General features: G+C 54.2%; 15 protein-coding genes and 1 pseudogene. 3 read left to right on the plus strand and 13 right to left on the minus strand.

Annotated elements, in window-relative coordinates:
* Positions 1–219 precede the first annotated feature (219 nt).
* From J4772_RS36220 to rlmH, 11 genes and pseudogenes are all read right to left on the minus strand, one after another.
* Positions 220–936: a response regulator transcription factor gene (locus J4772_RS36220; protein ID WP_094047078.1), complete on the minus strand. Its 717-nt coding sequence runs from the start codon at positions 934–936 to the stop codon at positions 220–222.
* A gap of 1 nt (position 937) precedes the next feature.
* Positions 938–2,419 (minus strand): sensor histidine kinase, encoded by a 1,482-nt coding sequence (locus J4772_RS36225; RefSeq protein WP_209073604.1) that lies wholly within the window; start codon positions 2,417–2,419, stop codon positions 938–940.
* Positions 2,420–2,422: 3 nt separating this feature from the next.
* On the minus strand, positions 2,423–3,145 hold the full coding sequence (locus J4772_RS36230) for an ABC transporter permease (RefSeq protein WP_094047080.1): 723 nt from the start codon (positions 3,143–3,145) through the stop codon (positions 2,423–2,425).
* Entirely contained in the window at positions 3,142–3,867 is a 726-nt protein-coding gene (locus J4772_RS36235) for an ABC transporter ATP-binding protein (protein WP_209073605.1), read from the minus strand. The genes J4772_RS36230 and J4772_RS36235 overlap by 4 nt, the downstream gene beginning before the upstream one ends.
* Positions 3,868–3,900: 33 nt before the next feature.
* Positions 3,901–4,872 carry a hypothetical protein gene (locus J4772_RS36240; RefSeq protein ID WP_209073606.1) on the minus strand — a complete coding sequence of 324 codons (972 nt, stop codon included), beginning with the start codon at positions 4,870–4,872 and terminating at the stop codon, positions 3,901–3,903.
* A 556-nt stretch (positions 4,873–5,428) separates the two neighbouring features.
* On the minus strand, positions 5,429–8,416 hold the full coding sequence (locus J4772_RS36245; protein ID WP_209073607.1) for a cadherin-like beta sandwich domain-containing protein: 2,988 nt from the start codon (positions 8,414–8,416) through the stop codon (positions 5,429–5,431).
* 241 nt (positions 8,417–8,657) lie between these two features.
* Positions 8,658–9,443: a nucleotidyltransferase domain-containing protein gene (locus J4772_RS36250; RefSeq protein WP_209073608.1), complete on the minus strand. Its 786-nt coding sequence runs from the start codon at positions 9,441–9,443 to the stop codon at positions 8,658–8,660.
* 177 nt (positions 9,444–9,620) lie between these two features.
* Positions 9,621–9,734, minus strand: a pseudogene (locus J4772_RS37285) (tRNA-binding protein); the annotation flags it as partial.
* Positions 9,735–10,082: 348 nt separating this feature from the next.
* Positions 10,083–12,851 (minus strand): S-layer homology domain-containing protein, encoded by a 2,769-nt coding sequence (locus tag J4772_RS36255; RefSeq protein WP_209073609.1) that lies wholly within the window; start codon positions 12,849–12,851, stop codon positions 10,083–10,085.
* 361 nt (positions 12,852–13,212) lie between these two features.
* Entirely contained in the window at positions 13,213–15,762 is a 2,550-nt protein-coding gene (locus J4772_RS36260; protein ID WP_209073610.1) for a winged helix-turn-helix domain-containing protein, read from the minus strand.
* 120 nt (positions 15,763–15,882) lie between these two features.
* Positions 15,883–16,362: a 23S rRNA (pseudouridine(1915)-N(3))-methyltransferase RlmH gene (gene rlmH, locus J4772_RS36265; RefSeq protein WP_209073611.1), complete on the minus strand. Its 480-nt coding sequence runs from the start codon at positions 16,360–16,362 to the stop codon at positions 15,883–15,885.
* A 237-nt stretch (positions 16,363–16,599) separates the two neighbouring features.
* Between rlmH and J4772_RS36270 the strand changes: the two genes are divergently transcribed.
* Genes J4772_RS36270 through J4772_RS36280 form a run of 3 tightly spaced genes read left to right on the plus strand, consistent with a single transcriptional unit; the run spans position 16,600 to position 19,903 of the window.
* Positions 16,600–18,120, plus strand: coding sequence for an MDR family MFS transporter (locus tag J4772_RS36270; RefSeq protein ID WP_209077659.1), 1,521 nt, complete (start codon positions 16,600–16,602; stop codon positions 18,118–18,120).
* Between the two features lie 48 nt (positions 18,121–18,168).
* Positions 18,169–19,137, plus strand: coding sequence for a helix-turn-helix transcriptional regulator (locus tag J4772_RS36275; RefSeq protein WP_209073612.1), 969 nt, complete (start codon positions 18,169–18,171; stop codon positions 19,135–19,137).
* A gap of 16 nt (positions 19,138–19,153) precedes the next feature.
* A complete protein-coding gene (locus J4772_RS36280) occupies positions 19,154–19,903 on the plus strand; it encodes an SDR family NAD(P)-dependent oxidoreductase (protein WP_209073613.1) in 750 nt (249 codons plus the stop codon).
* Between the two features lie 70 nt (positions 19,904–19,973).
* On the opposite strand, the gene J4772_RS36285 is transcribed toward J4772_RS36280, so the two are convergent.
* A complete protein-coding gene (locus J4772_RS36285; protein ID WP_209073614.1) occupies positions 19,974–21,419 on the minus strand; it encodes a HAMP domain-containing sensor histidine kinase in 1,446 nt (481 codons plus the stop codon).
* Positions 21,409–22,086: a response regulator transcription factor gene (locus J4772_RS36290; RefSeq protein WP_209073615.1), complete on the minus strand. Its 678-nt coding sequence runs from the start codon at positions 22,084–22,086 to the stop codon at positions 21,409–21,411. Before J4772_RS36290 ends, J4772_RS36285 begins: the two co-directional genes overlap by 11 nt.
* Position 22,087 lies beyond the last annotated feature (1 nt).

The following is a 22,087-nucleotide window of genomic DNA, read 5'->3' on the forward strand; positions in this document are numbered from 1 at the left end:
GCCTTAAAGCTATGTGGTGGGTGACTGAGCCGCGCAGTCGAATTTGTCAAGAAGCTCCATCTTGGCGAGGTTACACTTACTATTAAAGCGAAAAAAGCGTCAGTAGCGACAATTTCTCTGTGACGTTTTTTCAATACTGACGTTCCTTTTTAGCCAACAATAAAGAGACGCCCCTCCCCCTAAACCGGGTAAACCGTGCCCTTATAGAGATATCGCCATTTACATCTTAAAGCGATATCCCGCGCCCCATACAGTCTCGATAAACTGATGCTGCGAAGGGTCCTTCTGGATTTTGTCCCGGATCTTCCCTACATGGACCGTGACCGTAGCGGTATCTCCGTAATTGTCGATTCCCCAGACCTTATCCAGCAGCGCCTCCTTGGAATATACCCGATCCGGGTTTTCCGCGAGGAACAGCAGCAGATCGAATTCCTTAGTCGTCATTGTAACCTCCGCCCCGCGCATCGTCACTCGTCTTGCATCGATCTGGATCGTAAGCTCGCGAATGTTCAGCTCGCGCGACTTCCGGACATGCGAAGGGCCGATGCCTGCCGCGACACCAGTCAATCGATTATATCGTTCGAGATGCGCCTTCACCCGAGCCACGAGCTCCGTCGGGCTGAACGGCTTCGTTACATAATCATCCGCCCCTAGGCCGAGGCCCCGGATTTTGTCGATATCCTCCTTGCGGGCGGACACCATCAGTACCGGAATAAATTTTGTCTCCCGAATTCGTCGCAAAATATCAAAGCCGTCCATGCCCGGCAGCATGACGTCCAGAATGATCAGATCGTATTCTTGCTCCAGCGCCTCCTCAAGCGCTTGCCGACCGTCTGCCCGAAGGGTAACCTCGTAGCCATTCGCCTCGAGAAAATCCCGCTCCAGCTCGGCGATCGCTCGATCATCCTCAACGATTAACACTTTGCGCTTCGACATCTCACGCTCTCCCCGCTTCCTTGCTATCCCGTTTCATCGGAATGCTAACGATCACCGTCATAGATTGTCCCGGCTCGCTTCTCGCCTGAATCGTTCCGCCATGATTAACAATAATCTGCTTCACGATGGCAAGACCTAACCCGGAGCCGGCCACGTTCTGATTTCGGAAGGCATCCCCGCGATAGAAACGATCGAAGATTCGCTCCAGTTCGGCTGGGCCCATCCCGGGTCCGTTATCCGTAACCGTGAATACCCAATTTTCCAACTGCCGCCCGAAGTGCACATGGACATGGGGATCTTGCTTATCCATGAATTTTATCGAATTTCCAACGAGGTTTAGCATCACGCGCTTTATCTTCTGAATATCCATCGTTACAATGTCCTCTTGTCCCGCCTCATATTCGCTCGTCAGACGTACGCCCGCGCGCTCGCACTCCATTTGAAGCTCGCTTATTGTTTGTCGATAGAACGACTCAAGAGGCACCGACTCCAGGTAGAACTGTTCCTGCTCGAGGTCCAGCTTCGACAATAAGAACAGATCGTCGATCATCCTGTCCATATCGAGCGCCTTGGCGTAGATCACGTCGACATACTTCTTCAGCTTCTCCGGATCATCCGCGATGCCTACCCGAATCCCCTCCACATAACCCTTAATGGAGGTCAGCGGCGTCTTCAGATCATGCGAAATGTTCGAGATCAGCTCTTTGCGATTCTCCTCCAACGCCAATTGAACGTCGATTGATCGCTGCAGCTCGCTGCGCATTTTCTCATAAGAGCGGATGACGCCCCCTACTTCGTTGCGCACCTTGGATTCCAGACGGAAGTTCAAGTCCCCTTCGGCAATGCGCCGGGAGCCCTGTTCGAGCTGTCGCAGCGGCCTAACGATATCTCTCGTCGTAATCCAGATCAGCGGGACGAGAATGATCCCGACAAGAATCGCGATGCCAAGCAACACGAAAAACTTGAATCCGCTTTTCTTGGACTCTGCCATCGTCACGTCAGTCACCAGGTAATACGTCAATGGATCGTCGATTCCTGGGAAATCGTAGGCTACCGACAGCAAGTCGCGTTCCTCCCACGCGCTCACGACGAACACGCGATCTTTTTCCGACTGAGCAGCGGCCACATCCTGCCGAAGCTGTCTCAAGAACGCTTCCCCTTCGCTGAGCTCACCGTAGCTTTCCCAGCGCTCGCCTTGCCGGACGACAAGGAACCCTTTGAACGGCTGCAACCGTTCCCCAATAGAAGCCGCGAACTCAGGGGACGTCAGCTCCTCCGGCGCGTACCGCTCCGCATAGCGCAAATCCACGAACAGGTCGATGCCCCGGGAGAAGGCTTCATGCGGGGACTGATCCTTCACGATCCCGCTTATGAGATACGAGAGAATCGCCGTGACGATACCGATTCCAGTCATCGCAACGATAATCGTCGTCAGAATAGTGCCGAATAAATATGTTAAAATAAGCTTCAATCGAATCGACATACATCAGAGCCCTTTTCTTTGGAAGGCCAGCAAGCCCAATATAGTGCCAATGATATAGTAGGCTATCATAAATAGCAACGTTGAAACCGTCATCCCGGCATCCCCTCCGTACAGGAGCGGCTGCAGCCAATCCGAATAGTTCGTTACGAAAAACCGATTCAACTGCGGCTCAAGAAATCCCACGACGCTCATCGCCATCCACAGCACGACGCTCACTACCAGCCCGACAGCGCTGCTCCCCACCCATAAGGACACGCTGTTCGCCAATACAAGCAACAAGCCGCTGAATAAGACCGCGCCGCCAAGCTCCGCTATACCTGCTCCAAACGTGGAAGCTGCAGGCGCGCCGTGAAGAATGAAGCCTCCAATGAAGGTCGGCACGATCATACACAGAACGATTAAAGCTCCGGCCGCCCACCCCGCGAACAACTTCCCCATGAAGAGAAACTCCCGGCTAATCGGCAGCTTAAGCGCATGCTTGATTGCCCCCTTGAATTCACCGATCATAAGGTTGCTGCCGAGCGCCACCATGAGGAAAGGAAGCACGACCGCGAGCAGCAGCTCGATAGCCGTTATCGGCAGGTTGTCTGCCAATCCAAGTCGGTCGCCGATAAAAACGAAGAGAACGCCAATAATGAAGGAGAGAAGCAGCAGTGCCTTCAGCTTGCCTCCGCGGAACAGCTTGCGCAGCTCCTCCGCAGCGAGGTTATTCATCTGCGTAATCATACGGTAGCACCACTCCTTTCCTCTGCGAGATGATGCAAATAATAGTCCTCCACACCTGCAAAAGATTCCCGGATCTGCGCGATGCCCGCCGTATGGACATGCCGCCCCTCATAAACAATGCAGGCATGCGTAATCCAATCCTCAATATCGTGCACTTGATGCGACGACACAATGACGCTTACCCCCGTGTCGGCCACAAGGCCGCGCAGCATTGTCGAGATTTCCCGCCTGCCCTCAATGTCCATGCCGGAGAATGGCTCATCAAGCAGCAGCAGCTTGGGCCGATGGAGCAGCACGCTGGCCAGCTCGATCCGCTGCTTCATGCCGGTGGAGTACTTCTTAATCTTCAAGTCCCCGTACTTGGTCATGCCCACGAGCTCCAGCGTTTGCCGGATGCGCGAATCGTCGACACCCGGATATAGCTTATGGTAGCACTTCAAATAGTCATATCCCGTGAGATAGAGGTACGGAGACGGCTCTCCGATCATCAACCCCATGTACGGCCTCGTCAGCTCGGGCCTGTCGGCGACGGAAGCCCCGTTCCAACTTGCTTCCCCGCGATCTGTCCCCACCCAACCGGCCATTGCCTGCAGTGCCGTCGTCTTCCCGGCGCCGTTCGGCCCCAGCAAGGCAACAACCTCACCAGCTTGCACGGTGAGGTTCAGCCCTTGGATGCCGCGACCGCCGGGGTAGACCTTCGTCAGATCGTTTACTTCGAACATGGTGCACAGTCCCCCCCCCCGAGGTCGATTCTGTTAGCGGCGGTCGTCGAACATGGCCGCGTCTAGCAATTCTACGGGCTTGCCAGTTGGGTCATACGCATTCGGCGTCGTGGCATTGATGTCGCTAACGTTGCCTGCGCCTTTTAGCTCCACGCGGTGAGTGACGCCAGCCTTGTCTTTGCCGCTCACTTCAAGCTCGCCCTGCACGCCTTGCACCTCGTTATTCACATCGACCGTCAATTGCAGCCTCACATGTTCAATAGCAACGTCTTCCGTCAACTCCGGCAATTGCGTTTTCAGGTCGATCCCCTCAAGTCCTTGGAAGAAAGGAAGCCGTTTAATCTGCTCCCACTCCCCATGCGCTTCCGGCGCATGTACACGCCCTATTTTGTCCTCGGCCGATGCCGCGTTCATAAGTAAACGCAGCGGAAGAGGAACGTCCTCCCGGCTGATGTTGACCGCAATCGTCTTCGAGCCATCCGCCTGGTTCTCCACGCTGAAGTTGTCCTTCAGATCGCCGACCAGAAAATCGAGGAGCGCTTCTTCCGCTTTGTTCATTGGGCGATCCTGGGATTTCCCCTCATCCGACCATTTGTGACGTTTACCGGCATGCTTATCGTCCAAGTTGATCACCTGATAATGCAAATCATTCGTCCGGTCTACGACATAGACCTTGTCGTCACCACTGTTGAACAGGCTGGCTTGTCGTTCGACGCCCATGATCGTAAAATCGAGGTCACCGCTAACGTTATGCTTGCTGCCCGCTTCCCCCATTTTCCCCGCGCCGTCCGCCTTCAGCACCGTCTGGCCGTCAACCGTCAAGCTCAAATTTCCGTTGACCGTCGCGCTCTCGATAGCGGTCCCTGAGGCATGATTAGCTTTCAGCACCGCCTTGAATGCATCGTAGCCTGCTGTATTCGGACTATACGCGAAAGCTGTCGCCGTAAATATCGTCATGGCACCAACAGCCGCACCGATCATGATGAATTTGTTTTTCTTTTTCATTTTTCCTCGCTCCTTTAAGATTGTATGTTCTCTCGCTTACAACCTTAGTCTAAAGGAGGAGTCTAAAGTCCCTCGAAAGCAATTCGAAAAGTTTTCTAAAATCGGGGGATCGGGAAACACGAATAGCCCATCCCTAACAGAAGATCAGCTTCAGGAAAGTATGTATTATATGTCAGCTTTTTCTTGAGCTACCCACTCTCGCACCTCAAAAACGCAAGCAGATGATCCGCCTTCATAGGCTTAGCGAAATAATAGACTTGCAAGTAATCGCTACCCATCTCCCAAGCAAGCTCCGGCTTGAAAAAACACGAAGATTTCTTATAATGAGAGAACAATATCAGCAAAAAGGAAGTGCCAGGCACCAGCCAGGCACCAGCCAGGCACCTCCTATTTTTGCCCTACTTGTGATACAGCTCACCGTATCATCAATAAGGCGAAAAACTACTCCTTCATTCGCAGAAATTATCTGATCGACGGTTTCGGCTCTACCCCAAACGTTGAGAGCCGTAGACGCCTCGGCACGCGTTGTCCCTTTAGATGATGAGCTATACGGAATTTATGTAAGCTGCAGATGCACATTACGGGATACGGTCAGCATTCGAATAATCATAGCTGCCGCCTGTTCGCGAGTCGTATAGGCGTGCGGATAAAACTTGCCGTCGCCCGCACCTCTGACAATATCCGCGTCAGCCAATTGTTCGATATAGGGACGCGCCCAGTTGTCGCTCGTATCCGAGAAATAGACGTTACTTATCGTCTGAGCGAAAACCATCAACCGTGCCAGGATCGCTGAAATCTCCGCACGTGAAATCGGCTGTTCAGGCTTGAACGAACCCTCGCCTACGCCTTCGATCACGCCGGCGGCTCTCAAAGTCTCAATGGCCGCCTCAGCCCAGTGACCTCTGGTATCGGAGAACGCTGCGCCACGCTGCTCGCTTGTCGTGTCAAGAGACAAAGCTTTCACCACCATCGCGACAAACTCTGCGCGAGTAATTGAATCGCTTCCGTGGAATTTGCCGTCCGGTCTTCCTTGGACGATTCCAAGCTGCCGGGCGACTTCAATCGCTTGGGAGCTCCAGTTGTTCGTCGACACATCAGGGAACTGCTCGGGAGCAGGCTGGCTAAGAGCAGCCAGAACGGAATCTTTCACTTTCTTAACGTTCGTGATGGCTTCGTTAAGAATTGGCCCCGGCGATGCAGGCGGTGAGCTTGTATCGCTTGCTCTCGTTACTGTCACGGTGTACGTAGTCATTGTACCGTCCTGCGCCGTCACCTCGACTGTAAAGAGGTTGTCCCCCACGATCAGGCTGATGGTACCGGAAGCAAATCCGCTCGTCACAGTCTTGCCGTTAACCTTCACCGTCGCGGCGCTGTCGCTTACTGCCGGGGTTACCGTGATGCTGCTCACACTGTTCGCCACGCTTGCCGCGTAGCTCTTCGTGCCCGATGTGAACGCCGGACTCAAGCTGCCGCTCGATAATGTCAAGCCGCTCAAGTTCGTATTATTACTCTGGCTAACGCTTCCGCCGCTGGTAATCCATGCAGCTCTCGTCACCGTCACGGTGTAGGCCTTCGTCGTCGTTCCGTCCTGCGCCGTCACCACGACCGGTATGGGGTTGTCCCCCACGATCAGGCTGATCGCTCCCGACGCAGAGCCGTTCGCCACAATCGTGCCGTTGACCTTCACCGTCGCGGTACTGTCGCTTACTGTCGGCGTAACCGTGATGCTGCTTACGCCGTTCGCTACGCTCGTCGCGTAGCTCGTCGTGCCAGCTGCGAACGTTGGGCTTAGGGTGCCGCTCGACAACGTCATGCCGCTCAAGTCCGCGTTGCTTCCAGGCGTTCGTGTCACCGTCACCGTGTACGTCTTGGTCGTCGTACCGTCCTGCGCCGTCACGACGACCGGTATGGGGTTGTCCCCCACGCTCAGGCTGATCGCTCCCGACACAGAGCCGTTCGCCACAATCGTGCCGTTGACCTTCACCGTCGCGGTACTGTCGCTTACTGTCGGCGTAACCGTGATGCTGCTTACGCCGTTCGCTACGCTCGCCGCGTAGCTCGTCGTGCCGGCTGCGAACGTTGGGCTTAGGGTGCCGCTCGACAACGTCATGCCGCTCAAGTCCGCGTTGCTGCCAGGCGTCCGTGTCACTTTGTATGTCTTCTTCGTGCCATCCTCTGCCGTCACGACGATCGTCACAGTGTCTCCCGCGTTCAAGGCGATAGCGCCGGATTCCGTGCCGCTCGTTACCGCCGTACCGTTGACCTCCACCGTTGCGTAGCTGTCCCTGACGGTCGGCGTGACCGTAATACTGCTCACGCTGCTTTGCATGACGGTCATGTAGTCCGTGGTTCCCGAAGAGAAGTCCGGACTCAGGCTGCCGCTGGACAAGGTCAGACTGCTCAAGCCAGCTTCATTGGACAGGCCGACTCTCCGGACCACATGGTTCCTCGTATCCGCAATATGCAGATAACCACTGCCGTCAAAGGCGACGCCGTTAGGTGAAAATAAATTGGCAGCGGAGGCGGGACCCCCGTCGCCCGAATAGCCAGTATACCCGGATCCCGCAACTTTGCTGATTGTGCCTGCAGTTAGGTCTAATTTGAGTATCGTCGTGTAAGTTGATATAAAGAGATCGCCGTTGTCGAAGGTCAGGCCGATCGGACCGTTTAAATTAACGGAAGTAGCCGGCCCCGTTTCCAGGTTGCCTCCTCCAGCCACAATGCTGATGTTGCCTGACGGATCTACTTTGCGAATAAATCCGCCCGCGCTTACGGAGTATTCCTCGGCAATATACAGATTGTCTTCGTCGTCTACGGCCAATCCGGCCACCCCGCTTAAGGGGGCCAACGCCGCGGATGTCTCGACCGCTGAATAGCCATGGTCTCCCGTACCTGCCACCGTGCTGATGATTCCTGTCGACGCATCAACCTTCCGAACGCGGGCATCGTTCGTGCTCGAGATATACATATTGCCATGGCTGTCAAACGCAAGTCCCCGGATCCAGCATAGGCTGGCCGATATGGCGGGCCCCCCATCTCCAATGTCGGCACCCGCATTGCAATATCCGTTGCCCGCAACCGTGCTGATCGTTTCAGAAGGGAAATCGACCTTTCTGACCGTTCCGCTTCCCCCGATGTACAAATCACCGTCGTGGAACGAAAGGGCGTAAGGCGTATTCAATTGTGCCGATGCTGCCTGCCCTCCGTCGCCTGAATCGCCGCTGGCTCCCGTACCCGCCAACGTACTGATCTCTCCAGTCAGCGCATCAACCTTGCGAACCCGGCTCTCGTTCTGATCGGAGATGTACAGGTTCCCGGCGCTGTCGAAAACGACGTTCTGAGGAGAATTCAACCGGGCCGACGTCGCCGGTCCTCCGTCTCCCGAGGATCCCCTCTCTCCTGTGCCCGCCACCGTAGACATGATCTCCCGACCGGCGGCATAGGCATAGTCTTTTGCCCCGAAACAATCAAGCAAGGAAAGCACCATTAATAGAAGAGCCATAGCAAAAGCTGTAATCGGTCTTACTATGTTGTGGTTGCGCATTCTTGATCCCCCTTAATAAACTGTGCCGAATTCAAAGTTATAGGAGAAACGAGAAAAACACATCTAGAGAAAGTTAGAGAAATAACGAAATAAACTCTCTTTTTGTCAAACGAAGTCCGAGGTTTTGTGCGCGCCCACTTTCCTTCACCAGTACTGCAGTCTCATATCCTCCTCAGCACTCTATTTTTATGGCAGGGTTCAGTCGGTTCATTGAACTGCCGTGTCCCGTTAGCGGAACAGTTTATAAATCGAGAACCGGAACCGGTCCTTCCATCCAGTTCAGTTGGCTATCCATCATGAACTGAACCGACCAATGATGCTCTGCCTGATACCAGTTATTAAATTCCACAATACTCTCGTATAGCTTCTCCACGGCTTTCGGCGTTCGTTCTTCCAGTACCCGATGGATGTCCGCCAACAAATTCTCCGGCTTCTTTTCAACCCCTTCCAGAACCTTTAAGAACCACTTATAAGAAGGGAACAGCGTTTCGTTGTGTGCCAAAATCAACCTTCCTGCGAAAAAAGCATAGTGGGTCAAACTGTAGTCGATTAATAAACGACTGTTGCGTTTCAATCCTTCGTAAAAATACCATTTCCAGGTTTCGAATTGTGCGTAGAACTTCTGCATGTTCTCTGTCTTGTTCTCCACCGGATATCGGGGAGCGTCTTGGACCAACTGTTCCAACCCTTCGATATTGGAATAGGTGACGAACGCATCCTGGAATGCGAACTTAGCAGGCTCGCTGCCGGATTCGGCCACTTGCTTGATGTAGGAAACGGATACAACTTTCCCGTCGACGTAACCGCCTTCATAAGAACAGGATTCTGTTTCGAAATACCCAAGATTATGGATGGAACAAGCTTTCTTGTAATCCTCTTCAGAAAAGACGATCAAAATGTCGATATCAGAGGTTTCGTTGGCAAAGCCATGCGCCACGGAACCTCCGATGATGATCCCTTGTACGTCGGGTCTGGCTTTAAGCTTGTTGGTGATGGCATCAATGGCGGCTTGATGATGGGAATACATAATTCATCCACTCCAATTAATTAATATAAATATTAATTATTAAGCAAGCGAATTAATCACAGGAAAATAATATTCCACTTTTGAACTTCCCGCAATCCCCGAATCAATCGTTGCATTACGGAGTTGTATATACCAAAAAGTCTCCAGCTATTACTGGAGACTTACACAAGCATCTTTTTACGCAATAGGAGTACCATTAGGCATTTCAGTATCCGGCTTTAATAGAATAACATCTCCTTTTTCCGGGACTCCTCCCAGAACTAGTACCTCCGATTTGAATCCCGCAATGCTCTCTGTAGGGTAAAAATATCCTGGGCGGACTTACTTTTATTGGTGGCGTACATGGAGCAGGAAAACCCACCTTTTGTAACGATTCGCGTAAAACATTCATTCCCTACTGAATTTCATTTATATAAAAATTGTACCATACATTCCATGTCGTTGCCGTCACTTATGGTACGGTTCAGCGTCTCATCTATAGAGCGAAATCAAAAGGCACCCGAGTTGGGTGCCTTGATATGTCTGACCACGATCGCCGGAACATCTTGACGTTCCTAATCCAGAGTTCCTCACTAGTCGAGGATATAGACTCCGCAGACGTTATCGGCGTCAAATCCAGCTTGTCATCCAGCTTTTCTTTCACCCGCTCGCTTGCGCCAGCATGTTCAGCAGCACCGTCACGGCCTCTGCTCTCGTCGCAGGGTTCCCCGGCGCATACCGGTTCGCGCCCTGGCCTTCGATGATGCCCAGCTGGCTCAGAGCCGCGACCGCGCCCTTGGCCCATGCCGGAATATCCCGGTCATCCGCGAAGCCGGTTGCCGTCGCTTGGACGGACTGTCCCATCGCGCTCGAGATCATGACCGCCATCTCGGCACGCGTAATCTTCGCATTCGGACGGAAGGTGCCGTCCTCGTATCCATGAATGATGCTGGCCTGCACGGCTTGCGCGACGGCTCGCTGCGCCCAGGCGCCGATCTGCTCCTGATCGGCGAATGCGAGCGCCGCTCCCTCTTGCTGCGGCTTCAACGCATTCATCAGCATGACCGCGAATTCCGCGCGCGTCACCGCGGCATTCGGCTTGAACGACCCGTCCGGATAGCCGCCGACGATATGCATGCCGACCGCTTGCTTGATATTCGTCTCCGCCCAGTGTCCCGAGATGTCGCCGAGGCTGATCGACGGCGTCGCGCCGTCCGTCGGGTCTGCCCCTTCGCCTACGCCGAAGACCGCGAATTTGGTAAAGTGATTCACCTTGACGGTAATTGTATTCCCGTTCACCGTGCCTCCGACCTTGACCCAGGTCTTCTTTGCTTCGTCATAGAAGAATACGGCAGGGGTTTGATTGCCTTTTAACACTTGCGGATCGAACGTGAAGATCAGCGTGATATCCTTCTCGAAGTTTTCCGCGAAGCTTTTCAGAATTTCATAGACCGGGGTGGCCAGCACGTCATGGCTTGTAAGCAGATTTTGCGTGTCCGTCACTTGTTGGATCGTGATTTTCAGCGCTTTGCCCGAGGCATCGGCGGGGATCACGACCTTGACCCGGTTCCCCAGGCTAACCTCGCCTGACTTGCCGACGGGAAGCGTGAGCGTACCGTCCGACGAGACGACGTAATTGCCGGAAGCCGCCTGTCCCGTCGATCCACTTCCGCTGTCACTGGATGTATTCGCCGGCAGCCACTTGGCGTACAGCGTCACGTCCGCCGTCCCCATCGTGAACGCAGCGCCTGCTGCATAATCCGTGCCGCTGCCGTCCGCTTGCGTGTTCCAGCCCGCGAACGTGTAGCCTGTCCTCGCCAAGCCGCTGACGTTGCCGGACACCGACACCGCAGCGTTCTGCTCGTACAAACCGCTATCCGCCGGCGCGCTTCCGGACGTAGCCCCGTTGCCATCATAGCTCACAGTGTACGTAGGATTCTTCGTCCACTTGGCGTACAGCGTCACATCCGCCGTCCCCATCGTGAACGAAGCGCCTGCGGCATAGTCCGTCCCGCTGCCGTCCGCTTGCGTGTTCCAGCCCGCGAACGTGTAGCCCGTCCTGGCCAAGCTGCCTGTGTTGCCATACACCGATGCCGTGACACCCTGCTCATACGAGCTGCTATCCGCCGGTGTGACCCCGCTATCGCTGCCGTTACCATCGTAAGTCACAAATTTTTGTATCGCACGCAGATAAGGATATGCGTCATTGCCTGACGCGTTTATCCCCCATATGCTTGTAAAATCCCAGCCCGCATAGGTACTTTGCTTCCTCATATCTAAAGTCGATAAGCCAATGCCCTTACCTGTATCCGATTGGTTCGTTGTTTCCGAGTCATAGAAGCTATCGCTAACCGTAGCATAATTATTACCGACCAAACCGCCTGCTGCACTGCTTCCTGTTACACTTCCCGCGGCATAGCTCTTGTTAATCGGAGCATAATTATCACCGATCAAGCCGCCGACATTATGGGTCCCTGTTATACTTCCCGTATGATAGCTGTTGCTGATTGGAGCGTTATTTTCGCCGACCAAGCCGCCGACACTGTCGGTCCCTGTTATACTTCCCGCATGATAGCTTTGGTCAATCGGACCATAATTTACGCCTACGAAGCCGCCGGTAGTATAGCTTCCTGTTATACTTCCTGCAACATAACTGTTGGTAATTGCTCCTCCATTCCCACCTGCCAAACCGCCTGTATTCATACCGCCTGTTATACTTCCCGTAACATAGATGTTGCTCATCGTTCCGCTATTCCAACCTGCCAAACCACCAACGTAGTTATATCCTTTAATATTCACATCCACTAGTTTCAGATTGGTCACGCTGGCATTTTCGTTGTTAATAAAGCCAAATAGCCCTGTAAAACCGGCTGACCTATCAATAAAGAGGTTCGTGATCTTGTGTCCATTGCCATCCAGATTCCCCCTAAATGGCGTATTTTCTCCCCCAATGGGCTCCCAGCCTGCTCCTGACTGATAATCGCTCAGGTCCAGATCGGCCGTGAGCTTGAAATACAAGCCACTCTCCAAGAAGTAGTTTCTGAGCTTATCTAATTGCAGGGGAGTTGCAATCTGAAACGGATCATTCGCTGTTCCCGTTCCAGTATACACGGACGCTGCAGGCTCTCCCCACTTCCACCAGTCATACAACCTTAAGTTGGCATTCCCCATCGTGAAGGTAGTGCCTGCAGGATAGAGAGTCCCCGTTCCATCCCACATCGTATTCCAGCCCGCGAAGATAAAACCCGGTTTCTCCAGCCCCCCTTGGTCCGGAACCGTAACAGTTGCCCCTACTTCATATGAATTACTATCGGTTGGCGCACTCCCGGTTGCAGCGCCAGTGCTGTAATACTCCACATTCCCTTTGGCGACGTAACACGCTTTCTTTACGCCATTGATGGGATCGCTGACATGGAGATAATCGATCATACATAACACACCTGAGGTAAACGTAGCAGAATTATAAGCTCCGTTCGCGCCAAAATAGACAACCTGCGTTCCCGGAAACTTGCAATAGTCAAGCTCATCTGCACACTTAAACATCTTGCTCGTGTCAATGGAACCCATATCGGCCGAAGCCGGCGACGCAAACGAAAATGAGGTCCACACCATCAACGCCAGTAATAAAAGGATAGCGCCCTTCTTCAGCAACTTGTCATTCACTCCACTTCTTTATTCTGGTGACTGCTTATTCAGGTGACTTCTTGTCGATTCTTGAAACTTCAACCTACTATAAAACGATATGGGATAAAAAAAAATCCCCCATCCGGGGGATACGCGGGAGGGGATGTCAGCCCAATATGCTTAATTCTCTGGCACGCTGAAGTGCCCGTACGCGATTGTTTACCTCAAGCTTTCTGTACACGCTTTTGATATGCGTCTTGACGGTCTCCCCCGTAATATTCAGGCGAAGCGCGATCTCCTTATTCGGCAGGCCGTCCGCGATCAGCTGCAGGATCTTCGTTTCCTGTTCGGTCAGCACGCTTCTCATCGGTTCCGGCGCGGACTGCATCGCTTGAAGCAGCCGCTTGGCATAAGCCCAAGCATCACCTGGCGCAACTCGAACGGGAGCCTTCGGCCTTGTCTTCACATAGGCGGACAGCAGCAGCTCCATCTCCTCGCCCTCGTCGACGAAGCTCCGGATATAGCCTTCGGGCTCCGCCGGCCGCAGCGCGGTCTCCAGCTTGGCCAGCGCCTCCGCCGTCCTGCTCATGCGCTGCAAGATCACGCCCTGCAGGATAAGCACCTTGATGCGGTCCCGGAGATGATCCTCCCTGCGCAGCAGCGCATTCAGCCGGTCCAATAATCCCAGCGCTTCTTCCGGCCGTCCGCCTGCCGCGAGCACCCTGGCATACGCCATATGCTCTTGCACCTGATCGAGCGCGACTTCGTCCGTATGGGACAAGCCGCAGTCCTGCAGCCACGCGAGCGCCTCTTCGACAGCGCCCTGGCGCAGCGCCAGACAAGCCTGCTCGGCTTCTATCTTCAGCATGAACAATCGATATACGGGCGTGTCGAGCTGCGACTTCAAGTCCGCGAGCAGCTCCGAAGCGCGGTCCGGTCGGGCGAGGGCCTGTTGAATCCATGAAGCGCCGATGGCGACCTGCGTGAAGATCCGTACATAAGGCCGGACATCCCTTCGTCCAAGCGCCAGATTCGCATACCGTTCCGCCTCCTCCAGCCGATCCCACTCGTACAGCAATTTGCTGTAAGCGGCGAGGAAGGTGCCCGCAAGCGGATACTCGGTCTTCTTTCCCAACACATCTGTCCAGCGGGATAGGAACACATCGAGTGCATGAAGATCATTGATATGCGCCAAATAATCCGTAAAGGGGTTATAGCCGACATACTGGTAGCGCCACATCGTTTGAAAGACGCTGCCCTCCGGCATATAGCGCTCACATCGCTCATAGTATTCGGAGGTTTTGACCAAGTCCTTTTTCAGAAAAGCGTCGACCGCGCTGAAAAAGTAAATATTGCCCATCGCCTGCTTCCATTCCGGCTCATTCAGCTTATCCTTCAACGCTTGGAACTGAGCCCGGGCCTGTTCGATCCGACGAGAAGCCGCTTCATGATCCCCTATGCCCGATAGCACCGTGATATAGAACAATTCGACCAGGGGCTTCTCGGCAAAATAGGACTCCGGGATCGCCGTCATCCATCTGATAAACGCAATACTCTCGGACTGCACCAGCGCATCCAGATTCTTCTCGATGAATCGAACGGCATCCCCATAGTGGTGTCCTGCCAGATAATGCTCCATCGCATCCTCGTCCAGCCCGTTGCGCTCCAACCAGCAAGCGGCATTCCCATGCGCTTGCACCCAGTCGTTCGTAACCGTCCTCGCCCCCATGCGCTGCAGGAAGTCCGAGAACAAATGATGATAACGATACCAGCTCCTCTGATCGTCGAGGGGGATGATGAACAAGTTCAACCGCTCTAATCTCTCCAGATAGCGCTCGCTATCCTGCCGCCCGGTTACAGCCTGACATAGGGAAGCATTCATTCGACTTAGAATAGACGTTGCCAGGAGAAAGGATCGCATATCTTCCGTTAGATGACGGAAGACTTCTTCCAGCAAATAATCCGATATATGATGCTGCCGCCCGTTGAATTGACGGATGGATTCAACGATATTATCGCTGTTCCTCAGAGAGATCGCCGCCAGCTCCAGCCCGCTGATCCAGCCCTCGGTCTGGTGAAGCAGCTCCGCCACTTGCGCTGCAGTTAACCCTAAATCCGTCATGTTCCGGAAGAAGACATGCCCTTCGTCCAGCAGGAAGCGCATGTCCTGCATCGTGATGAGATTGAACTCGCCCTTGGCCATAAGTCTGGCGGTCGGTATCGCCAACTCGTTGCGGCTCGCGATATAGAGATGAACGTGGGCGGGCAGATGTTCAAGCAGATAAGCCAAAGATTCATGAATCATAGCGCTTTCGATGAAGTGATAGTCATCAAGAACGATCGCAAGCTCGTTCGTTAACCGATCCAGATCGTTCAGCAGCGAAGGCACCGCATACGCCCGGGACGCCCCAAGCCCCTTTTCAAGGAAAGCGCAGATCTCCTCTCCAAAGCCCGGGACTACCTCCCGAATAGCAGCCGTAACGCCGCTCCAAAATTGAATATAATCGTTATCCCTCGCATCCAGCGACATCCAGGCGACAAGCGCGTCGCCTTGTTTCGCCCATTGGCCTAACGCGGTTGTTTTGCCATAGCCGGCTTGCGCGGAGATATGCGTCAGTTTGACTTGCATTCCCTCATTGAGCCTATGAGTCAGCCTCGGTCTAGCCACCACCTCGTGACGCACATGGGGGATATAGAGCTTCGTCCGTACGATCATGGGGAGTCCTCCACATTTAACGTTACTGTAGGCTACAATTCGACAAAATGCTCGCTTCTCCTGTAGCGTACTGCGCCTTTTACACGCCAGCTTGCCAATAACGCTCCCGCTTCTTTCGTTCTATTTATGGTACGGTTCCCCCCGAATAATCTTAAACCCCCGATAAACCTGCTCCAGCAACATCACCCGCATCATCTGATGAGGGTACGTCATCCGCCCGAACGACAGCTTCTTGTCGGCGCGGGCCAGTACGGCTGGCGAGAGGCCCAGCGAGCCGCCGATGACAAAGGAAACAGAGCCGCCGCCATAGACGGCCTGCTTGTCCAGGTGGGCGGCGAGCTGCTCGCTCGTCCAAGTTTCGCCATCGATCGCAAGAGCGACGACGTGAGAACCCTCTCGCAAAGCAGCCAAGATGCGCTCGCCCTCCCGGGCGCGAACCTGCTCCTCCTCTGCCGGGCTCAGTGAGTCTGGCGTTTTCTCGTCCGGCAGCTCCCGAATGTCCAAGCGTGCGTATGCGCCCAGTCGTTTGGCGTATTCCTCGACCGCACCCGTCCAATATTTTTCCTTCAGCTTCCCTACGCATACGATCTGAATTTGCATGATGCTCTTTTCCCTCCGTACGAATCTCTGTTACTTCTCAGCTTATCCTATTTCTGCCGCCAGACGCAAAGGTAGAGCGCACCGTGAGCCGCCCCCACCCCAACCCCCAGAAACTTTTTTGTCACTCCCGCTCCATCCCTGACACGCAGATGTCAACAAGGAACCCTTATGATGGTCTCAGATGATTGCACACCAATCAATTCAGGTACGAGAAGGGAATGGGGCTTTGTGGAAAAAATGCACAACAAACTATCTGTCATCGTTGGAGGTCTATTGCTCGCCATACTGATGGCATCGATGGACAACACAATTGTGTCAACGGCGATGGGAACCATCGTTGGGGAGATGGGAGGACTCGACAAGTTCGTATGGGTCACATCTGCGTATATGGTGACGGAAATGGCGTGCATGCCGATTTTCGGCAAGCTGTCCGATATGTATGGTCGCAAGCGTTTCTTTATCTTCGGGATCTTCGTGTTCATGATCGGCTCCGCATTGTGCGGAATGGCGCAGTCCATCGTCGAGCTTAGTCTATACCGCGCCGTTCAAGGCGTCGGGGCCGGGGCGATGGTGTCCATCGCGTTCACGATTTTGTTCGATGTCGTGTCTCCTAAGGATCGCGGCAAAATGATGGGGGCGTTCGGGGCGGTGTTCGGACTATCGAGCGTTCTTGGGCCGCTGCTGGGCGGGTATATCACCGATCACGCCAACTGGTCGTGGATCTTCTATATCAATCTGCCGCTAGGCTTCATTGCCCTGCTCCTGATTGCAGCGTTTTACAAGGAGTCGGCAGAGCACTCGAAGCAAAAGATCGATTGGGCCGGAGCCATTTTGCTCGTCGGGGCTGTCGTCTGCTTCATCTTCGGACTTGAGCTTGGCGGCAAAACTTATGCGTGGGACTCCCCGCAAATTATCGGCCTGTTCGCCGGTTTCGCGGTCCTCGCCCTACTGCTCGTCATCGTGGAAAAGAAAGCGGCTGAGCCGATCATCTCCTTCGGCTTGTTCCGCAGCAGACTATACACAACGAGCAACCTGGTCGCCATGCTCAGCGGCGCAGCGTACATGACGGCAGCCATTTTCATCCCGATCTATGTGCAGGGCGTGCTTGGCGGATCGGCATCCAATTCGGGTCTGACGCTATTGCCGATGATGATCGGCTCGGTCGTCACCGCGACGCTTGGCGGATTTCTGATGACCAAGCTGCAATATCGCACGATCATGATCGGAACGCTAACGATACTACTGACCGGCCTTGCTCTCCTGTCGCAAATTACTGTAGAATCTTCTCGACTTCTCATTACCGTGATCATGATTTTAATCGGCCTGGGGATTGGCGCCACCTTCTCGGTGCTAAGCACTGCCGTGCTTCATTCGTTCCCGCCGAATCAGCGCGGAGCCGCAAGCGCGACCTTGAACTTCAACCGCTCGCTCGGAATGGCGCTCGGCATCACCGTCTTCGGAATCGTACAAAGCCATAGCTTGATCTCGAAGCTCACGCAGTCTCTTGGAGCTGGTAATTCCACAGCCGCGGCCGGCTTGGATTTAAGCGACCCTCATGCGCTGCTGATTCCGGAGTTCCGTCAATCCGTCGACACGCAGCTGCTTGAGACCATTACGAACGGGCTGTCCAATTCCATTGGAACAACCTTCGCATGGAGTCTGATTCCCGCTGCCTTGGCCCTGATCGCCGCCTTCCTGATGACGAAGGATAAGATGGATCCGGTTGCCGAAGGGGAAGGACTCGCAACAGCGCATTAATGAATATTATCGGCTAGCGCCAGCCATGCCGGTCTAGGAGAGATAACGATGAAGCTTGAACGACTGATGACCATTACCATTCTGCTGCTCAATCGGAAGAGGATACAAGCGCAGGAGTTGGCGGATCGCCTGGAGGTGTCTCTGCGCACTGTATATCGCGATCTGGATACGCTTGGTCAAGCCGGTATTCCCATCGTTTCCTACACCGGTATGGAGGGCGGCTACGAAATTATGGACAGCTTCCGGCTGGACCGGCAGCTGCTGTCCTTCGACGAACTGACCGCCCTATCCACCGCGCTCCGCGGCCTTGAATCGACGAAAGCCTATGACGACTCGAATATGGATTTGCTGCTCAGCAAAGTAGGCGCGATGGTGGCGCAAGCCGAGCAAGGACGAGCAGGAGCAGGAGAAGGCGAACGCATCCATATTGATTTTACCCCCTGGAAAAACAGCAATGAGGACCGAACCCGCTACGATTCGCTGCGCCAAGCGGTGAACGACCGGAAGCTTCTTCGCTTCAAGTACACGAGCAGAAAAGGAGAGGAGCAGGAACGCGAGGTCGAACCGATGACGCTTGTGCTCAAAACCTACTCCTGGTACCTCCATGGCTATTGCCGCCTGCGCGGGGACTATCGGATCTTTAAGCTATCGCGAATCCGCGAGTTGGCCGTACAGTCCGAAACCTTCGTTCGTCGAGCGGAGCCGCTTGCGCAGATAAAGGACCAATGGGTTAATCCTCAAGAGAGCGACAAACAGGAAGTGATTCCGGTTGTCTTTCGGTTTAAGGCATCCGCCGCCGTGTCCGTGATGGATCGTTTTGACGAAAGCGAAATTGAACGGCTGCCGGACGGAACGCTGATTGTGCGATCCATCTATCCGAACGAGAAATGGCTGATCACAAGCGTGCTTCATTATGCGACAGACGTCATTGTGCTCGAGCCAGCCGATATTGCCGCGAAGATCAGACAGGCTGCGCTGGATATCGCTGCACAGTATGCCGCACCCGATCCAATCTAAGGGAGGAGAAACCATCATGTCCTTAAGCGGAAAAGTAACCATTGTGACCGGAGGAGCTAATGGAGTAGGAAGAGCGACATGTATGCAGTTGGCGAAACGGGGCGCGAAGGTCGTTGTCGTCGACTTGGGGAACGATGCGGCAGCCGCATCCGTCGTGTCCGAGATTGCCGCCGCCGGCGGAGAGGCCGTATCGATTCAAGCGGATGTTCGCAGCGCGGAGCAGATGAACAGACTCGTCGAAAACGTAACAGAAATCTACGGACGCATAGATGTGCTCGTATGCAATGCCTGCACGGATGCGGAAGCCTCAGCCTTCGCCGAGCTCTCTTGGGAGCGATTCGAACGACAGCTGACAGAGGAATTGAAGGCAGCCTTCGAGCCGACGAAGGCGGTCATCCCGAAGATGACGGAGCAGCACTTCGGCCGGATCGTGTACCTGTCCAGTACCGAGGGCCGGGACCCCACGCCGCTGCACATTGCATTCGGCACAGCCAAAGGAGGGCTCGACACCTTCTCCCGCTATATTGCCCAGGAATTTGGCCCCTACGGCATCTCGGCGAACGTCGTCGCTCCCGGTTTCGTTAAATTGCATGAGCCTCTGACGATCTCCGACGACGAGAGCCGCGTGATCGGCAGCTTCACGCCGCTTGGCCGGATCGCCGAGCCGGAGGATGTGGCGGGAGTCATTTCTTTTCTCGCCGGGGATGATGCGCGATTCCTGACCGGAACCTACACGCCTGTTACCGGCGGGCTGGTTATGGAATAGCTATGGTCGGAGCCAATGTCTCGGGCATACCGTTACCCTCCAGGTGCCCGAGACGAGCGGCGGGTAGCCTCTAACGATTGGAATGAATAACGGGAATTCGCAGGGTAAAAGCAGTGCCTTCCGAACTGCTATGGGACAGAACCAAATCCCCGCCCAGCGAGCTTGCAATCAATTTGCTGAAGGGCAGCCCAATGCCAAGCCCGTGTACATGCGTCCGCTTTTTTTGCCCTCGATAGAAGGCTTCAAACACCGCCTCCTGCTCTTCCGGAGGAATTCCCTCGCCGGTATCTTGAACTTCAATCCGATAATGCGACGGATCGGCAAACAAGCGAATGGTGATGCTGCCTCTCTCGTCTATCGCCTCTGCGGCATTGTTGAGCAGATTAACCATAATTTGTTCCAGGCGGGCCGGATCGGTGAACGCCTGCCAGTCGTCCCGCTCTCCCGCCGTTTCAACGATGGGATAGACATCTCTTTTCTCCTGCGCCCGCATCCAGCGGACGACCATCTCGTTCAACTCTGTTCGCAGATCCACCTGCTGATGGGCCACGGTTACCGTCTTTGCCGCAAAACGGTTAAAATCCAACAAATCCTCTACCATCTTCTGAAGTCGACCGGTTTCCTTTAAGCTCATTTCGAGGAATTCCTTCGCCTCTTCATCGGCCACTACTTCATCCCTTACCGCTTGAACCAGACCGCTGATCGCTGCAATAGGCGTTTTCAACTCGTGCGTCACTCCGAGAAACAGCTGGTTGCGAAGCGATTCCAGATGTTCCAGCCGTTCGGCCATTTCCTTAAAAGCCACCATCAGTTCATAGATTTCTTTCTCGTCGTGATTATTATTGAACTCGATATGATAGTTGCCCGCCACGATTTGTTTGGCGGCGTCCGCCGTCTCCTGAATCGGTTGCAGCAACCGGCGGGTCAGCAAGAACAGAATGCCCCAACCGATCACAAACGCGACGGCCACGATACTGAAACGCATAATCCGATGCTGCATCGGCGTCGTCTTGACAACCGTTTGTTTTTGCACCAGATACACCACATAGCCTGTAGTCTCCGCGGGATTCCCGATCGGTCGAACCGCCGCCAAATACGATAAATGGTCTTGATCCGATTGGAGCTCCGTTATGTCGAGACCGCCTGCTATCATGTCCGGCAGCCGCTCGGCCAGCTGCTCCTCCTCGAACGGCGCATACAGAGGAAACTGCCGCACTAGGCGACGATCCGCATCGAACACAAAAACAAACGACCGATCCCACAAGTCGTTTTGGCGCGCATATTGATCCAGCAGGCGTCCAAGCTCAGACCCCTCCGGCAGTTTTCCTCCCCGATTGGACGCTTCTGCGGCTACATCCTGAATCGTATTCTCCAGCCCAAGCCGCTGCTTCCCTTTGGCATCCCAATAGATCAAAAAAATAGTGGCAGCGCTTGCAATTACAATGCTGATAAGGAGCACGATGAAATATCGAATCGACCAATAATAAAGCAAGCTTTTTCGCTGTTTATTTGACACGGAATTGATACCCCAGTCCTCGAATAGTCGCAATCTCTCCTTCTTCTTCAGACCAGTCGCTTAATAGATGGCGTACGCGCTTCACGGACAAGTCGACGGCTCTGTCGCTGCCCTCGTAATCTATTCCCCAGACTGAATCGATGAGCTGTTCGCGGCTAATGGATTGATTGGGATGCTGAGAGAAAAAGATCAGAAGATCCAGATCCCGCGGAGTCAGGGCTACGGCTCGGCCCTTCACGGAGACTTTCCGGGAAGCGTAGTTGATCTTGAGCTGACCGAATATCGCGGCGTCTTCCGTTACGACATGGGATTGTCGCCTTAGCACGGCCTGTACGCGCGCAACCACTTCTTCTCCGACGAAGGGCTTGCACAGGTAGTCGTCAGCTCCCTCCCGCAGTCCCTTCAAGCGCTGCTCCACATTGTCCAGGGCCGTCAGCATAATGATCGGACATGCGCTGTTTTGCCTGATTGTTCTAAGAATCATCCAACCGTCCCGGTTCGGCAAGAGCACGTCCAGAAGGACAAGCGATGGCTTCCACTGTTCAAACACCCGAATAGCCGCTGCTCCATCATAGACCTGTTCGACCTCGTACCCCGCCTTGACGAGATACGCCTTCAGCACTCTGGAGATGATGCGATCATCCTCGACAATCAGTATTTTGCTCATG

This window comes from Cohnella sp. LGH, assembly GCF_017671885.1.
Taxonomy (GTDB): domain Bacteria; phylum Bacillota; class Bacilli; order Paenibacillales; family Paenibacillaceae; genus Cohnella; species Cohnella phaseoli.

What these genes read in the sequence shown, in the direction of transcription:
- J4772_RS36220 (WP_094047078.1), bottom strand. Translation starts at nt 936, where the DNA reads ATGTCGAAGCGCAAAGTGTTAATCGTTGAGGATGATCGAGCGATCGCC.
- J4772_RS36225 (WP_209073604.1), bottom strand. Translation starts at nt 2,419, where the DNA reads ATGTCGATTCGATTGAAGCTTATTTTAACATATTTATTCGGCACTATT.
- J4772_RS36230 (WP_094047080.1), bottom strand. Translation starts at nt 3,145, where the DNA reads ATGATTACGCAGATGAATAACCTCGCTGCGGAGGAGCTGCGCAAGCTG.
- J4772_RS36235 (WP_209073605.1), bottom strand. Translation starts at nt 3,867, where the DNA reads ATGTTCGAAGTAAACGATCTGACGAAGGTCTACCCCGGCGGTCGCGGC.
- J4772_RS36240 (WP_209073606.1), bottom strand. Translation starts at nt 4,872, where the DNA reads ATGAAAAAGAAAAACAAATTCATCATGATCGGTGCGGCTGTTGGTGCC.
- J4772_RS36245 (WP_209073607.1), bottom strand. Translation starts at nt 8,416, where the DNA reads ATGCGCAACCACAACATAGTAAGACCGATTACAGCTTTTGCTATGGCT.
- J4772_RS36250 (WP_209073608.1), bottom strand. Translation starts at nt 9,443, where the DNA reads ATGTATTCCCATCATCAAGCCGCCATTGATGCCATCACCAACAAGCTT.
- J4772_RS36255 (WP_209073609.1), bottom strand. Translation starts at nt 12,851, where the DNA reads ATGATCGATTATCTCCATGTCAGCGATCCCATCAATGGCGTAAAGAAA.
- J4772_RS36260 (WP_209073610.1), bottom strand. Translation starts at nt 15,762, where the DNA reads ATGATCGTACGGACGAAGCTCTATATCCCCCATGTGCGTCACGAGGTG.
- rlmH (WP_209073611.1), bottom strand. Translation starts at nt 16,362, where the DNA reads ATGCAAATTCAGATCGTATGCGTAGGGAAGCTGAAGGAAAAATATTGG.
- J4772_RS36270 (WP_209077659.1), top strand. Translation starts at nt 16,600, where the DNA reads ATGCACAACAAACTATCTGTCATCGTTGGAGGTCTATTGCTCGCCATA.
- J4772_RS36275 (WP_209073612.1), top strand. Translation starts at nt 18,169, where the DNA reads ATGAAGCTTGAACGACTGATGACCATTACCATTCTGCTGCTCAATCGG.
- J4772_RS36280 (WP_209073613.1), top strand. Translation starts at nt 19,154, where the DNA reads ATGTCCTTAAGCGGAAAAGTAACCATTGTGACCGGAGGAGCTAATGGA.
- J4772_RS36290 (WP_209073615.1), bottom strand. Translation starts at nt 22,086, where the DNA reads ATGAGCAAAATACTGATTGTCGAGGATGATCGCATCATCTCCAGAGTG.